The organism is Paenalcaligenes sp. Me131 (genome assembly GCF_050487225.1).
Lineage (GTDB): Bacteria > Pseudomonadota > Gammaproteobacteria > Burkholderiales > Burkholderiaceae_B > Paenalcaligenes.
In genome coordinates this window covers 1,373,362-1,387,693 of record NZ_JBKQGY010000001.1, presented here as the reverse complement: position 1 = coordinate 1,387,693, position 14,332 = coordinate 1,373,362, and the positions used below count along the sequence as shown (strand labels likewise).

Genomic DNA, 14,332 nt, shown 5'->3' with positions numbered 1-14,332 from the left:
TCGGATACGGATGGCGTGATGAGTGATTTACAAATTGGACTGATTTCGGCTGGTGTTCTCATTATTCTTCTTGTACTGGTGTTTAACTGGTGGCAAGACCAGCGAGTCCGTCGCCAAATGCAATCCAAGTTGCCAGAAGCTGAAAGTGATCCACTGATGGGGCAATTAGGTGGCACGGCTCCAGTGCGTAAAGAACCTACCGTGCGTATTGCCGATAGTCTAAAAAGCTCTCAGGACGACGTGCAGGTAGATGAGGTGGATCCTACGTGTGAAGCCGTTATAGACATTAGCTTTAATAACCCTGTGCAAGGCGGCGAACTCTCGCAAGTCTTGCAAAGCTGTTTGCGCAATCTCAGTAAACCTATTCGTTTTTTTGCCATCACCGAAGAGGGTAATCATCACACCCGCTTGGCTGAGTCCGAACAGTATGTGTCCATGCAGTTAGCGATCTTGTTGGCAAACCGTACTGGGCCGTTAAGCGATATTGAGTGGTCTAGCTTGTGGTCAGCAGCACAAAACGTGGCACAGCATTTTGATGCCAGTTTGGAAGGGCCAGAGCAGCATTTGGTAGTACAGCAAGCGCAGCAACTCGATGCATTGTGTGCAGGTTTGGATGCCGTGGTGAGCTTGGTGGTGCGCTTAGAAGGCCCTGTCAATGTACAGCGAGTATTAAATACCTTGGGCGAGGCCGGTTTTTTGAGTTATGGCCGACAAATGGCGTGGTTGGCCGATTCGGGTATTCCTCGTTTCACCGTTTTGTTTGATGGCCAAGCCGTAGAAGATGTGCAGTCCGCAAGCGTGGAGCGGCTAGATTTGGTGCTGGATGTGCCAAATAGCCCCATGGATACCCAAGCCTTTAGCCGCATGGCCAGTGTGGGCCGTGATTTGGCAGCCCGTTTGGGCGGGCAATTGCTGGATGAGCAAGGTAGAGTTTTTTCAGAACAGAGTGATCAACAGATTGATGAACAGCTTTACACCATGTATCAGCAGTTGGAAGAAGCAGGGTTTGTGGCGGGTGAGTCGCGTACAGCGAGGGTGTTTGCGTGACTAAGCAGCGTCTTGAGAAGTTAAGGCAGGAAATTAACCAGCACAACTATAGATATTATGTGCTGGATGCGCCTAGTGTGACCGACGCAGACTACGACGTATTAATGCGCGAGTTGCAGGCGATTGAAGCAGCACACCCTGAATGGATTTCACCGGACTCTCCCTCACAGCGCGTGGGGGCGGCACCAGCGAATGGTTTTGCTACGGTTAGACACGCAGTGCCGATGTTGTCCTTGTCCAATGCGTTTGATGAGGATGAGCTGACTGCTTTTGATAAGCGTGTTAGCGACACCTTGCAATCGGCGGGCTTGTTACGTCCTGGCGAGCAAGTGGAGTACAACGCCGAATATAAGTTTGATGGTTTGGCGGTGAGCTTACGTTACGAAGACGGGGTATTGGTGCAAGCCTCTACACGCGGTGACGGCGCTACGGGCGAAGACATCAGCAGCAATATACGCACCATACAGTCTGTGCCTTTGCGGTTGCTGGGTAAGGAAGGTAGTTGGCCTGCCGTGCTAGAAGTGCGCGGCGAAGTGCTCATGAACAAAGAAGATTTTGAAGCACTGAATCAAGAGCAACTGCGTAAGCGCGACAAGGTATTTGTAAACCCTAGAAATGCGGCGGCAGGCAGTTTGCGTCAGTTAGACCCTCGTATCACAGCACAGCGACGTTTGCGTTTCTATGCCTATGGTTGGGGTGAGATCAGTGTGCAAACCCCTAGCCCACAGCAAGACTTGTTGTCACAGCTACAGCACGAGTTTGCTGAGCCTTATGCAACGCAAGCCGAAATGTTGCAATGGCTGCGTCAATTGGGCTTGCCTGTGAATCGTAATCACGAAGTCGTCAAAGGGGTAAAAGGCTTGTTGGCCTATTACCAGCAGACGGGTGAGCAACGTGCGCACTTGCCCTTTGATATTGATGGGGTAGTGTACAAGGTCAATTATCTAGACCAGCAGCGCGTACTTGGTTTCGTGGCGAGGGCTCCGCGTTTTGCGATTGCACATAAATTCCCAGCGGAAGAAGCTCAAACCGAAGTATTGGGTATTGATGTGCAAGTAGGGCGTACCGGGGCGATTACGCCTGTAGCTCGTTTAAAACCGGTTTTTGTGGGTGGTGTGACGGTCACTAATGCCACGCTGCATAACGAAGATGAAATCCGTCGTAAAGACGTGCGTGTGGGCGATCATGTGGTGATTCGACGCGCCGGCGATGTGATCCCGGAAATCGTGCGCTCATTGATTGAGTTGCGCCCCATTGGGACCACGACGTTTGTGATGCCCACTGAGTGCCCCGTATGTGGTTCTGCTATTGAGCGTGTAGAAGACGAAGCCATTGCCCGTTGTACAGGTGGCTTGGTGTGTGCGGCTCAGCGTAAGCAAACCATTGCCCATGCAGTATCACGTAAAGCATTGGATATGGATGGCATCGGTGAGAAGCTCATCGAGCAATTGGTAGACAGCGAGCGTGTGAAAACCTTGGCTGATCTGTACACCTTAAAGGTAGAAGAGCTGCTGCTGTTGCCGCGTATGGGCCAGAAGTCAGCCGCTAATGTGATCAAGGCCATAGATGAAGCCAGAAACCCAGAGCTAGAGCGTTTGCTGTATGCCTTAGGGATTCGTCATGTGGGTGAAACCACAGCGCGTGACGTGGCCAAACATTTTGGGTCTTTAGATCGCATTATGGATGCCTCGGAAGAAGAGCTACTAGAGGTGTCAGCAGTTGGGCCGGTAGTGGCAGCGTCTATTGCGCACTTCTTCTCTGAACCCCACAACCGTGAAGCCGTACAGCGTTTGTTGGAAGCGGGGGTGAGTGTGCGCTTACCCGAAGCATCTACAGAGGGCAGGCAGCGTTCGCAAAGCTTAAGTGGTCAAACCTTTGTACTGACAGGTACGATGCCCACTTGGACGCGTGACGAAGCGACGCGCCATATCTTAGGCGCAGGCGGCAAGGTGAGCGGATCAGTCTCCTCTAAAACAGCGTATGTGGTGGCTGGTGAAGAGGCGGGTAGCAAGCTGCGTAAAGCAGAAGAGTTGGGCGTGGCTGTGCTAGACGAGGATGGTCTTAAAGCCTTGTTGGGTATGCAGTAAAAGCGATAGTCCATAAAAAAAGCTGGCCTAGGCCAGCTTTTTTTATACCTATAACGTAGAAGTACTACTCAACTTTTGCGTCTTTCAGCAAAGATTGTTGGAACTCTTCCAGTTTGGTTTGACGCATCATTTCCGCGATCTGGTCTTTCACTTCGTTTAGCTCAGGGAAAGTGATAGGGCGGTTGTCTTCAACTACCAGAATGTGCCAACCGAAATCAGATTGTACGGGCGCAGCGCTAAGCTCGCCTTTTTTCTGATTGGTTACCGCGTTAGCAAAAGGTGCTACATAGCTGGATGAGGCGGCCCAACCCAAATCGCCACCGCGAGTGGCAGAGCCTGGATCTTTGGAGTACTGTTTAGCAGCATCAGCAAAGTTGGTTTTTTTGGCTTTCAAGTCGGCCAATACGGTTTTCGCTTGCTCTTCGTTATCCAACAAGATGTGGCGTACACGGTATTCTTGTTTGCCAGCTTCTTGTTTTTTCAGTACTTCGTATTCTGCAGATACCTGAGCGTCAGTGACGGGGTTTTTCTTCAGGTAGTCAGACATCAAGGCACGAATCATGATGCCTTGTTTAGCCAATTCAATTTCTTGATTAACTGCTGGTTGGTTGGCTACGCCAGCCGCTTCAGCCGCTTGTACCATGATGGTACGACCAATGATTTCTTGCTTCACTTGCTCACGCAGCTCGGGGCTATCTTGAGCACCTTGTTCGATCAGCAGAGCGATGAAGTCGTCCACGGATTTTTGTGAAATGGGCTTGCCATTTACGGTTGCTGCGGTTTGTGCGTACAAAGGAGCAGCCATTGCGCAGGACAACATAAGTGCGGCAAATCGTTTCATGTGGATCCTTTCTTAAGAGTTAGTGCTAGCCTGTATGGATAGCGCGTGAATAGGATGAGGCATAAGGTCTGATACCCGATCATACACAAGGCGATGACGCGCCAGTGTATTTAGCCCCGTAAATTTTGGTGAACTTATGATCAGTCTAAAGTGCGAAGCGCCGCCCTTAGCGCCTGCATGTCCGGCATGCAGGTGGGACTCGTCAATGACTTCTAGATGTGTGGCGTCTAGGTCAGCCAGACGGCGGGTGAGTTCTTCTATGCGTTCAGTAACGTTCATAACGATCAAATGGCCCTGTTAAACGTGGTCATCGTTGGCGGCTGGGGTTTTGATATGTTTGGACAACCAAATCGATTGGCCAATCGCAAAAACCACCAACAAACCTAATAGCCCAAAGGCTTTAAAACTTACCCACTGCTCTTCAGTAAACTGGCCTGAAAAGGCAATGTAAAGATTCAGTGCGCCAGATGCAATAAAAAAGAGCACCCAACTGTAATTGAGTTTGTCCCAGATGGCGGTAGGCAGTGAGACTTGTGCGCCCATCAGTTTTTGCATCAGATTGCGCTGTAAGAACAAACGACTACCTAATAGTACGCCAGCAAAAATCCAGTACAGGACGGTGGGTTTCCATTTGATGAAGGCATCATTTTGAAACAACAATGTGGCCCCACCAAAGACCATGATGATTGCCAGATTGATCCAGTGCATCGCTTCAATCGTGCGTTGACGAATTTTCAGCCAAATGATTTGCACCGCGACGGCGGCCATGGTCACACCTGTTGCCACATACAAATCGAACATGCGAAATGCAATGAAAAACAGAATCAGGGGAAACAGGTCAAACAGGAGTTTTTTCATGATAAATCGGACTCGGGCTCAAAAGTCAAAGCAACCGAATTGATGCAGTAGCGTAGACCAGTAGGAGGAGGGCCATCTGGGAAGACATGCCCCAAATGCGCATCACAAATATTGCAAAGAATCTCGGTACGTACCATGCCGTGTGAGTAATCGGCTTCTTCTCGTACGTTATCGGGATTAATAGCGTCAAAATAACTAGGCCAACCGCAACCGGCATCAAATTTAGTGTCGGAGGCAAATAAAGGAGTATGACAGCCAACGCAGCGATAAATTCCCGGTGTGGTGGTACTCCAGTACTGACCACTATAAGGGCGCTCTGTACCGTGTTCGCGCGTCACATAATAAGCTTCAGGGGAAAGTTGAGCACGCCATTGCTCTGGCGTTTTACGTATTTTGTTCACATCGAATACCTTGTGGGAGACTAGCGGCCAAAACTATAGCGCATAGTGTATGCCCAATTGTAGTGTCGTATAAGCTTGCATGGTATTTACTAGGCGATAAATTGTAATGATCACGATATAATCAACCGTTTTTTATATAACAATTCCGTCTAATTTAGTCACGCAAAGGGGGCTGAGATGTCGTATAGAGTTTTGCGTCGTGCAATGGTGGCAGGGGCGATTGCCCTGGCATTTCCTTTGGCTGCTTCGGCTCAAGTTAAGGTGGGCGTTACTGTATCTTCTACAGGTCCAGCAGCATCGCTGGGTATTCCTGAGCGCGATACCGTGAGCTTGTTGCCTACTGAAGTAGCAGGTGAGAAAGTTGTGTACGTGGTGCTGGATGATGCCACTGACACTACGCAAGCAGTACGTAATACCCGTAAATTGGTAACGGAAGATAACGTGGATGTGGTGCTGGGTACGTCAGCCACTCCAGGTTCGTTGGCCATGATTGACGTGGTGGCAGAAAACCAAGTGCCGATGATCAGTGTGGCGGCTAACGCTAGCATCATTGAACCTATGGAAGGCGCGCGTAAGTGGGTATTTAAAACACCACAAAACGACTTGTTGATGGCTGAAGGTTTGGCTGCGACCATGGAAAAACAAGGTGTTAAAACCTTGGGCTTTATTGGTTTTAACGATGCTTACGGCGATGGTTGGTTAGATGTAATGCGTAAAGCAGCTGAAGCCAAAGGCATTTCCGTGGTATCTGCTGAGCGTTACAACCGCAACGACACCAGTGTGACAGGCCAAATCCTGAAACTGCTGGCAAGCAAGCCTGATGCGGTGCTGATTGGTGCTGCGGGTACTCCAGTAGCGCTGCCTCAGCGTGAGTTGAAAAACCGTGGCTTTACTGGCCAGATCTACCACACACACGGCTCTGCAAATAACGACGTATTGCGCGTATGTGGTCGTGACTGTGAAGGCATCATTTTGCCAAGTGGCCCGCTGCTAGTGGTGGATCAATTGCCAGATGATCACCCCGCCAAAGTATCGGCTAAAGCCTATCAGACCGTTTACGAAGGTAAATACGGTGCAGGCACCACAAACACCTTTGGTGGTCACATGTGGGATGCAGGGCAATTGGTAGTAGCTGCTATTCCTGTTGCGCTGGAAAGCGGTGCTAAGCCCGGTACAGTAGAGTTCCGCCAAGCATTGCGTGATGCAATCGAAGCGGTGACAGACTTGTCCGCCTCTCAGGGCGTTTTCAACATGACAGAAACCGATCACTCCGGTTTGGATGAGCGTGCTCGCGTCATGGTGAAAGTGGTTGATGGCAAATGGACTTACCAGCCTGATCTGTAATAAAAATACAGATTTTTAGGCTTCTGAACTAACGGCAGGGGCGTATGCTCCTGCCGTTTTGGTGTAGTTATGATTGAAAATTCCTGTACTAATGGTGTAAGGCTATGGACAGCACGATAGTTCTGATTTTATTGCAGGACGGGCTGCTTAACGGTGCGATTTACGCATTGCTGGGGTTGGCGCTGGTTCTGGTCTTTACCGTCACTCGCGTTATTTTTATTCCACAGGGCGAGTTCGTCACCTACGGGGCCTTAACGCTGGCCTTCATTATTAATGGGCGGGAGCCTGGCACGCTGAAGCTGCTCTTGATAGCCGGCGTACTGGTGTTTTTGCTAGAGCTGTTTAGTGCTGTACGTAATAAAGCCTTTGAAGGTTTTTGGCGCACTATAGCGTGGACACTGGTGTTACCGGTTGCGCTGTATTTGTTGAGCCCCTACATGGTGGGCGGCACTATTCCGCTGTGGTTGTCTGTGTTGTACTCCTTGGCTATTGTGGTGCCTTTAGGGCCTATGTTGCACCGCTTGGTGTATCAGCGTTTGTCCGAGTCTAGCGTGTTGGTGCTGTTGATCACATCGGTGGCCGTGCATTTTGCGTTGACAGGGCTAGGTCTGGTGTTCTTTGGTGCAGAAGGGTGGCGTACACCGTCGTTCCTCGATGGCCAAGTGATGCTAGGCGATATGAGCTGGTCGGCACAAACTATCTTTGTGTTGTTGTCATGTGCGGTATTGATTACCGGACTATGGATTTTCTTCGGCCGTACGTTGTATGGTCGTGCGCTGCGAGCTACCGCCGTGAACCGTCGTGGTGCGCGTTTGGTGGGTATTAGTACCATCATGGCTGGACGCTTGAGTTTTGGTTTGGCTGCAGCGATTGGTGCGTTCTCGGGTATGTTAATCGCGCCTGTGACCACCATTTATTACGACACTGGTTTCTTGATCGGTCTAAAAGGCTTTGTAGCCGCTATTGTTGGGGGCTTGGGAAGCTATCCTCTGACAGCCATCGGTGCGATTTTTGTTGGTGTGTTAGAAGCGTTTGCTTCATTCTGGGCGAGTGCCTACAAAGAAGTGATCGTGTTCACCCTGATTATCCCCGTGCTGTTGTGGCGTTCCTTTAGTTCAAGTGGTGTAGAGGATGAGGATTAAGCATCATGAATAGAGTGTTATTAGCTGTCGTGGTGCTGTTGTTGGCCGTATTCCCGCTGATCGGAGCCGTGCCACCATTCTGGGTCACGCAAATGAATTACATAGGCCTAAGCAGTTTGGTTGTGCTGGGTCTGTTGTTGTTAACAGGTGTGGGTGGGTTGACCTCTTTTGGTCAAGCTGCCTTCGTGGGGATTGGTGCTTATACCACGGCGTACATGACTACCCGTTTGGGCTTGTCACCATGGGTGAGCTTGTGGGTAGCCATCGCGCTGACTTTGGTGTTCTCTGCACTGATCGGTATGATCACGCTGCGTTTGTCGGGCCACTACCTGCCTTTAGGCACTATCGCTTGGTCACTCTCGTTGTACTACTTGTTCGGTAACCTGAGCTTCTTAGGCCAGCATGACGGGATTTCCGGTATTCAACCGTTGAGCCTGTTCGGTATGAGCTTAGGGGCAGATAGGCATATCTACTATCTGATCTGGGTAATCTTGCTGTTGGCATTGTGGCTCACACATAACCTGCTGTATTCCCGCCCGGGTCGTGCAATTCGCGCGTTGCGTCATGGTAAACACATGGCGGAGTCCTTTGGCGTGAATATGCCTGCGTACAAAACCATCATCTTTGTCTATGCGGCTGTGTTGGCATGTATCTCGGGTTGGTTGTATGCGCACTTCCAACGTGCCGTGAGCCCTAGTCCTTTCGGCTTGAACTACAGCATTGAATATCTGTTTATGGCTGTGGTGGGTGGTGCGGGTAGCGTGTGGGGGGCCGTGTTGGGCTCCACCGTGATTTTGACGCTTAAAGATCAGATTCAGAACTGGTTGCCTAAGTTCTTTGCCATGGATACCAACTTCGAGTTGATCGTGTTTGGTGTCTTGATGATCTTTGTGTTGCAGTACGCTACAGGCGGTCTTTGGCCGTACCTGTCCGCCGCATGGCAACGTATTACGGGTACACGTAACAAAGCGCAGGTGGTTGCTGATGTGCAGCAGGCCTTACAACGTCAGGCCGAGCCTTTGCCGCAACGCGCCAAGCCAGAACGTGGTTCCTTGGTGCTGGAAGTGGATAAAGCGCGCAAACAGTTTGGCGGCTTGGTGGCGGTAAACGATATTAGCTTTACGCTCAAAGCGGGCGAAATCATGGGGCTGATTGGTCCTAACGGTGCGGGTAAAAGTACCACCTTTAACTTGATCAGTGGTGTGCTGCCATTGAGCGGTGGTGAGGTACGTTTTGCGGGCAAAGCCATCGAAAAACTGCGTGCTAGAGACATTGCTAGACTGGGTATGGCCAGAACGTTTCAACACGTACAGTTGATCCCTGACATGACCGTTCTAGAAAACGTAGCACTGGGCGCTCACCTGCGCCGTCGTGTGGGTATTTTGTCAGCCTTGCTGCACTGGGATAGACGCAGTGAAGCAGAGCTATTGCACGATGCGAAAAAGCAGTTGATTCGTGTGGGCTTGGGTGACTACCTGTACGAAGAGGCCGGTAACTTGGCGTTGGGTCAACAGCGTATTCTGGAAATTGCTCGGGCGTTAGCGGCCGACCCAGTGTTGCTCTTGTTGGATGAGCCAGCGGCAGGTCTACGCTACTTGGAAAAACAAGAGCTAGCTCGTGTGTTGTCGCAATTGCGTGATGAGGGCATGAGTATCTTGCTAGTTGAGCACGACATGGATTTCGTGATGCGCTTAACAGATCATCTTGTGGTCATGGATTTTGGTACACGTATTGCGGAAGGTACCCCACAAGAAGTGCAGCAAAACCCTGCGGTGCTGCAAGCATACTTGGGCGGTCTGGATGAAGATCTAGACGTGGATGAAACCCAGCCAGAAGTAGAGGGTGCGTAATGACCACACTGAATCAAGATAAAGCTCCCGTGTTGTTGGAAGTACAAGGCTTATCAGCACGCTATGGCAAAGTAGGCGCACTGAATAATGCGTCTATACAGCTAGAAAAAGGCAGCATTGTGACCGTGATCGGCGCTAATGGTGCGGGTAAGTCCACCATGCTGAATGCCATCATGGGGGCGTTGCCTACCAATGGCCGTAGCACAGGTAATGTATTGCTGCAGAACAAAGACATTTCAGCATGGAGCGTAGAGCGCCGTGTGGCTGAAGGGCTGTCGTTGGTGCCAGAGCGCCGAGAGCTGTTTGGCAGTATGTCCGTGGAAGATAACTTATTGTTGGGTGGGTTTAGGCTGCACCGACAGAAAGTGGCCAACTGGCGCGGCATCATGGACGAGGTCTATGAACTGTTTCCACGCTTGAAAGAGCGCCGTACACAGCAAGCAGGTACGCTATCGGGTGGCGAGCGTCAAATGCTGGCCGTAGGCCGTGCACTGATGGCGCGTCCTACAGTCTTGATGCTGGATGAGCCTAGCTTGGGTTTAGCGCCACGCGTGGTGCGAGAAATTTTCAAGATCATTAGCCGTTTGCGTTCTACAGGGGTATCCATCTTGTTGGTGGAACAAAATGCCCGTGCGGCGCTGCAGGTGGCTGATTATGGCTATGTGCTGGAAACGTCTGAGCTGATCATGCAAGGGCCTGCACGAGAGCTTAGCGATGATTCTCGTATCATCGAAAGCTACTTGGGCTTAGGGCAGGATAAGCAAGAGCAGTAAGCAGCTTGTGATAGCTGTGTAAACGTAAAAACCCTCCACTAAAATGGAGGGTTTTTACTTTGGTCGTTGTTGCGAGACAGTAGTCTTTCGGTGGCAATAGAAGGGTTTGCAGCCTTTACTTCCCAATTGATGTCTTCTCTTTAAACTCGCACAAATCCGAAATACCGCACTGCGGGCATTTGGGTTTGCGGGCCACACAAATATAGCGGCCATGCAAAATCAACCAGTGATGGGCATCTAGCAAAAACTGTTTAGGAATCAATCGCTCTAAACGCTGTTCCACTTCTACTACGTTTTTGCCTTTGGCTATACCAGTACGATTGCTAACACGGAAAATATGGGTGTCTACAGCAATGGTGGGAAAGCCAAAGGCGGTATTTAACACTACGTTGGCTGTTTTTCTACCTACGCCGGGTAAGGCTTCTAAGCTGTCTCGGTCTGCTGGAACCTCGCCTTGGTATTTTTCCAGCAAGATCTCACAGGTACGGATTACGTTCTTGGCTTTGGTTCTAAAGAGGCCAATGGTTTTGATCTTGTCCATTAAGCCTTCTTCACCCAGCTCTAAAATACCTGCAGGCGTACCGTGCGTGGGGAAGAAGCGTCGCGTAGCAATATTTACTGATACATCGGTTGCTTGAGCAGATAGGATCACCGCAATCAACAGCTGAAACGTGCTTTCGTATTCCAGCTCTGTAGTGGGGTGAGGGTTAGCTGCTTGTAAGCGCGTGAAAATCTCAGTACGAATAGCGTTATTCATGCAGCACTCACGAAGTAGGTTGTTGGGCGCGGCGTGCTCGTGCTTGTGCCAAGGCTTGAGCAATACTGGCTTTGCGACGCTCAGGGTCGTCCGCTTCCAGTGCGACCTTGGGTTTGTTGGCCAACAGACGGCTAGCCATAGAGCCAGACTCATCGTGTTTGTGTTGCAGGCGTCTACTACGGGTTTCGTAGTGTTGTTTGGCTTGAGAGGCGAGTTCGGACGTCCACTCACGGTTGGCGGGCAGCATCGTGATGCAATCTACCGGACAGGGGGCTAAACACAGGTCACAGCCGGTGCAGCGGTCGCTAATGACGGTGTGCATGCGTTTGTTTGCGCCCAGGATGGCATCCACCGGACAGGCCTGTATACAGAGCGTACAGCCTATGCAGTGTTTTTCATCAATCCATGCCACCGTAGGTGCTTCATGGGTGCCACATTCTGGGTTGAGCGCTTGTACAGCTTGGCCTGTGAGTGCGGCTAACTGTTCTATGCCTGATTCGCCACCCGGAGGGCAGCGATTAATGGCTTCACCTTTCTGGGCAATGGCTTCGGCATAAGGCAAACAGGCATCGTAGCCGCAGCGCGTGCATTGGGTTTGTGGCAGCAGCGCATTAATACGCTCAGTAAGGGTGAGTATTTGATCGGTCATAGACATCAATCAGGGGCCCTTAGGCCCCTGGAAGTGTGTGGCATAGAAGGAGTATTGGGTCAGACGCTTTTGGCGTGAGCCTCTGCGGCTTTTACGAAGTCACGTATTTTAGGATATACCTGATTACGCCAGCGACGACCGGAAAATATACCGTAATGTCCTGCGCCACTCACAGTGTAGTGTTGCTTATGCGCTTCATTCAAGCCGGAGCACAGTTTTTGCGCCGCACGAGTTTGTCCCAAGCCAGAGATGTCGTCTAACTCACCTTCAATGGTAAGCAGGTGCAGGTTCTGGATTTTTTCTGGCTGTACAGCAACGTTATCGACTTCCCATAGGCCACGCGGTAGGGCGTAGTCTTGGAACACGGTTTTGATGGTGTCCAGATAGAACTCGGCGCTCATATCCATGACAGCATTGTATTCATCATAGAAACGACGGTGTGCTTCGGCGTCCTCATCGTCACCTTTAAGCAGGTGTTGATAGAACTCGTAGTGCGACATCATGTGTCGGTCTGGGTTCATGGAAATAAACCCAGTGTGTTGCAAGAAGCCTGGGTACACCTTACGGCCTACACCAGCGTAACGAGGCGGGACGCGATGAATCAGGTTGTTCTCAAACCATGAGTATGGCTTGGTAGTCGCTAACGAGTTCACCGCTGTTGGAGACTGACGGGGGTCAATAGGGCCGCCCATCAAGATCATGCTACGAGGTTGGCTAGCATCGCGGGCAGCTGCCATTAACGATACAGCGGCTAATACCGGAACCGTAGGTTGGCACACAGCGATGACGTGGGTGTCAGGACCTAATTCGTGCAAAAAGTGCTGTACGTAATGCACATAGTCATTCAAATGGAATGAGCCGGCAGACAGCGGCACCATACGGGCGTCTATCCAGTCAGTCACGTACACATCGTGATCACGCAGTAGGGTACGTACGGTATCGCGTAATAGCGTAGCGTGGTGGCCAGACATGGGGGCGACCACTAGCATTTTAGGTGCAGGTTCGGTAATGCCCTCGCGCTCAAAATGCACCAACTGGCAAAAAGGTAGGCGCAAAACGGTGGTTTCGCTGACGGCAACTACCTTATTGCCTACTTTAACCTCGGGAATTTGCCATTGAGGCTTTTCATACTCTTTGCCCAGTCTATAAAGTAATTCATAGCCTGCGGCAATTTGACGCGAGACAGGGGTGTAGGACCAAGGGCTATAGGGGCTGGAAAACAACTCAGAGCCCTGACTGGAGAGATTCACCAGTGGAGCCAGCATGGACCTTTGCCATTCATGTAGGTCGTAAAGCATAGATGTTCTTTTTTATTGAGGTAAAACGCTTGTGCACTTTATGGACCTTGTGGCGGGTCCGCTGGGCGATAAGTTGCCAGTGTATGCGAAGCTTATCTGCTGTGATACTTAGTATTATCCTTGTGCTGCATTGCAGCAATATTAGAGGCAAAAAAAAGAAGCCATAGGCTTCTTTTAGGGGCTTAAAAGCTGTTTTCAAACAACAGTTTATCGCTCTAAATGCTCCAGTTTGCCTTCAACGCCATTCCAGTCGTCGGCGTCCTCCAAAGGCTTCTTGGAGCGGTTGATCATACCAAACTCGGGGCTGAGCTCGGCATTCAGTGCAATAAACCTTACTTGATCCTCTGGTACGTCTTCTTCTGCAAAAATAGCGTTGGCTGGGCATTCTGGGATACAGACAGCGCAGTCAATACACTCATCTGGATCAATTACCAAGAAGTTCGGACCTTCACGAAAACAGTCTACCGGACAGACATCAACACAGTCAGTGTATTTGCATTTGATACAGTTTTCGGTGACAACGTGGGTCATGGTAATGAGACTCCGGCTAGAGAAAGCGAAACTGGACACCGGGCGATAAAAGCGCCTTGTTTTATGGTGTCATAAGGTGAATGGATCGATTTTAACGAAAATTTTGCAATAAGCCTGCAAAACCCCGCGCAACATACCTAGATTATGGGTAGTAAGTACATAGCTATAAATTACTTGCAAGCGTAATGTATCTGACTAAGCATGTCTTTGCTCTGGGTCATAAGATCTAGAGCATCCGCCATTATAAGCACAGTAGGGCCGCTAGGTTCTCTCCGCAGTGTTCAGCAGAAGCGAGTTGCGCACTCGTTAATTGTTTGGGTGCCAAAATTTCGTCAGTGCTGCTGGCGTTCATGAGAACGATGATGGGGTCACAGGCTTGCTCTAATCGCCATCCAGTACAAATGCGTTGTAATTGCTTTAAAGCGTTTTGCCCGTCTGTGCCTGCACTAATGATTGCGGTATAAGGGCGGCCATTAAGTTGCTCTAGTAATGGGTAATACAGCCTATCAAAGCATTCCTTCATTGTGCCACTTAGACTAGCCAGATTCTCTGGAGCACAAAACAGGTAGGCATCAGCGAGTAGAAAGTCTTCAGTGGTGGCTTCAGCCGCAGGCACACTGCGTACCTGAACGTGGTCCGTGCTTTCAAGCGCATGTAGGGCGCGTTGGGCAGCATCGTAGGCGGCTTGCATGGCTTGTTGACTGGCGCCTGTCCTAGAGTGCCAGACCATCAGTAATGTCTTTTTTTTAGGGCT

The 14,332-nt window shown here is 50.4% G+C and carries 15 protein-coding genes; 6 read left to right on the top strand and 9 right to left on the bottom strand.

Features of this window, described 5'->3' with window-relative positions:
* The first annotated feature begins 18 nt into the window (after positions 1-18).
* A complete protein-coding gene (locus ACLPHM_RS06810) occupies positions 19-1,047 on the top strand; it encodes a cell division protein ZipA C-terminal FtsZ-binding domain-containing protein (RefSeq protein WP_430220488.1) in 1,029 nt (342 codons plus the stop codon).
* Positions 1,044-3,134, top strand: a complete 2,091-nt coding sequence (ligA, locus tag ACLPHM_RS06805) for an NAD-dependent DNA ligase LigA (RefSeq protein WP_430220487.1) — start codon at positions 1,044-1,046, stop codon at positions 3,132-3,134. Before ACLPHM_RS06810 ends, ligA begins: the two co-directional genes overlap by 4 nt.
* A gap of 64 nt (positions 3,135-3,198) precedes the next feature.
* On the opposite strand, the gene ACLPHM_RS06800 is transcribed toward ligA, so the two are convergent.
* From ACLPHM_RS06800 to msrB, 4 genes are read right to left on the bottom strand one after another with little or no spacing between them, the layout of a single operon-like run.
* Complete coding sequence (locus tag ACLPHM_RS06800; RefSeq protein ID WP_430220486.1) at positions 3,199-3,975, bottom strand: peptidylprolyl isomerase; 777 nt, start codon at positions 3,973-3,975, stop codon at positions 3,199-3,201.
* A gap of 12 nt (positions 3,976-3,987) precedes the next feature.
* On the bottom strand, positions 3,988-4,254 hold the full coding sequence (locus ACLPHM_RS06795; RefSeq protein ID WP_430220485.1) for a BolA family protein: 267 nt from the start codon (positions 4,252-4,254) through the stop codon (positions 3,988-3,990).
* Positions 4,255-4,272: 18 nt separating this feature from the next.
* Positions 4,273-4,833 carry a septation protein A gene (locus ACLPHM_RS06790; RefSeq protein WP_430220484.1) on the bottom strand — a complete coding sequence of 187 codons (561 nt, stop codon included), beginning with the start codon at positions 4,831-4,833 and terminating at the stop codon, positions 4,273-4,275.
* Positions 4,830-5,234 carry a peptide-methionine (R)-S-oxide reductase MsrB gene (gene msrB, locus ACLPHM_RS06785; RefSeq protein ID WP_430220483.1) on the bottom strand — a complete coding sequence of 135 codons (405 nt, stop codon included), beginning with the start codon at positions 5,232-5,234 and terminating at the stop codon, positions 4,830-4,832. Before msrB ends, ACLPHM_RS06790 begins: the two co-directional genes overlap by 4 nt.
* 177 nt (positions 5,235-5,411) lie before the next feature.
* Here msrB and ACLPHM_RS06780 point away from each other — a divergent pair, with 177 nt between their 5' ends.
* The 4 genes from ACLPHM_RS06780 (at position 5,412) to ACLPHM_RS06765 (ending at position 10,343) form a co-directional block, all read left to right on the top strand.
* Positions 5,412-6,578 carry an ABC transporter substrate-binding protein gene (locus tag ACLPHM_RS06780; protein ID WP_430220482.1) on the top strand — a complete coding sequence of 389 codons (1,167 nt, stop codon included), beginning with the start codon at positions 5,412-5,414 and terminating at the stop codon, positions 6,576-6,578.
* Positions 6,579-6,682: 104 nt separating this feature from the next.
* Positions 6,683-7,720 carry a branched-chain amino acid ABC transporter permease gene (locus ACLPHM_RS06775; RefSeq protein WP_430220481.1) on the top strand — a complete coding sequence of 346 codons (1,038 nt, stop codon included), beginning with the start codon at positions 6,683-6,685 and terminating at the stop codon, positions 7,718-7,720.
* Positions 7,721-7,725: 5 nt separating this feature from the next.
* Entirely contained in the window at positions 7,726-9,570 is a 1,845-nt protein-coding gene (locus ACLPHM_RS06770; RefSeq protein WP_430220480.1) for a branched-chain amino acid ABC transporter ATP-binding protein/permease, read from the top strand.
* Positions 9,570-10,343, top strand: coding sequence for an ABC transporter ATP-binding protein (locus tag ACLPHM_RS06765; protein WP_430220479.1), 774 nt, complete (start codon positions 9,570-9,572; stop codon positions 10,341-10,343). The genes ACLPHM_RS06770 and ACLPHM_RS06765 overlap by 1 nt, the downstream gene beginning before the upstream one ends.
* 115 nt (positions 10,344-10,458) lie before the next feature.
* Here ACLPHM_RS06765 and nth read toward each other — a convergent pair whose 3' ends face one another.
* The 5 genes from nth to ACLPHM_RS06740 form a co-directional block, all read right to left on the bottom strand.
* A complete protein-coding gene (gene nth, locus ACLPHM_RS06760; protein ID WP_430220478.1) occupies positions 10,459-11,100 on the bottom strand; it encodes an endonuclease III in 642 nt (213 codons plus the stop codon).
* A gap of 7 nt (positions 11,101-11,107) precedes the next feature.
* Positions 11,108-11,749 (bottom strand): RnfABCDGE type electron transport complex subunit B, encoded by a 642-nt coding sequence (locus ACLPHM_RS06755; RefSeq protein ID WP_430220477.1) that lies wholly within the window; start codon positions 11,747-11,749, stop codon positions 11,108-11,110.
* A gap of 59 nt (positions 11,750-11,808) precedes the next feature.
* Positions 11,809-13,047, bottom strand: a complete 1,239-nt coding sequence (locus ACLPHM_RS06750; RefSeq protein WP_430220476.1) for a polyhydroxyalkanoate depolymerase — start codon at positions 13,045-13,047, stop codon at positions 11,809-11,811.
* A gap of 207 nt (positions 13,048-13,254) precedes the next feature.
* The gene (gene fdxA, locus ACLPHM_RS06745) at positions 13,255-13,578 is read right to left on the bottom strand and encodes a ferredoxin FdxA (RefSeq protein WP_430220475.1); all 324 of its coding nucleotides are present in this window, start codon (positions 13,576-13,578) and stop codon (positions 13,255-13,257) included.
* 241 nt (positions 13,579-13,819) lie between these two features.
* Positions 13,820-14,308: a flavodoxin family protein gene (locus ACLPHM_RS06740; protein ID WP_430220474.1), complete on the bottom strand. Its 489-nt coding sequence runs from the start codon at positions 14,306-14,308 to the stop codon at positions 13,820-13,822.
* Positions 14,309-14,332 lie beyond the last annotated feature (24 nt).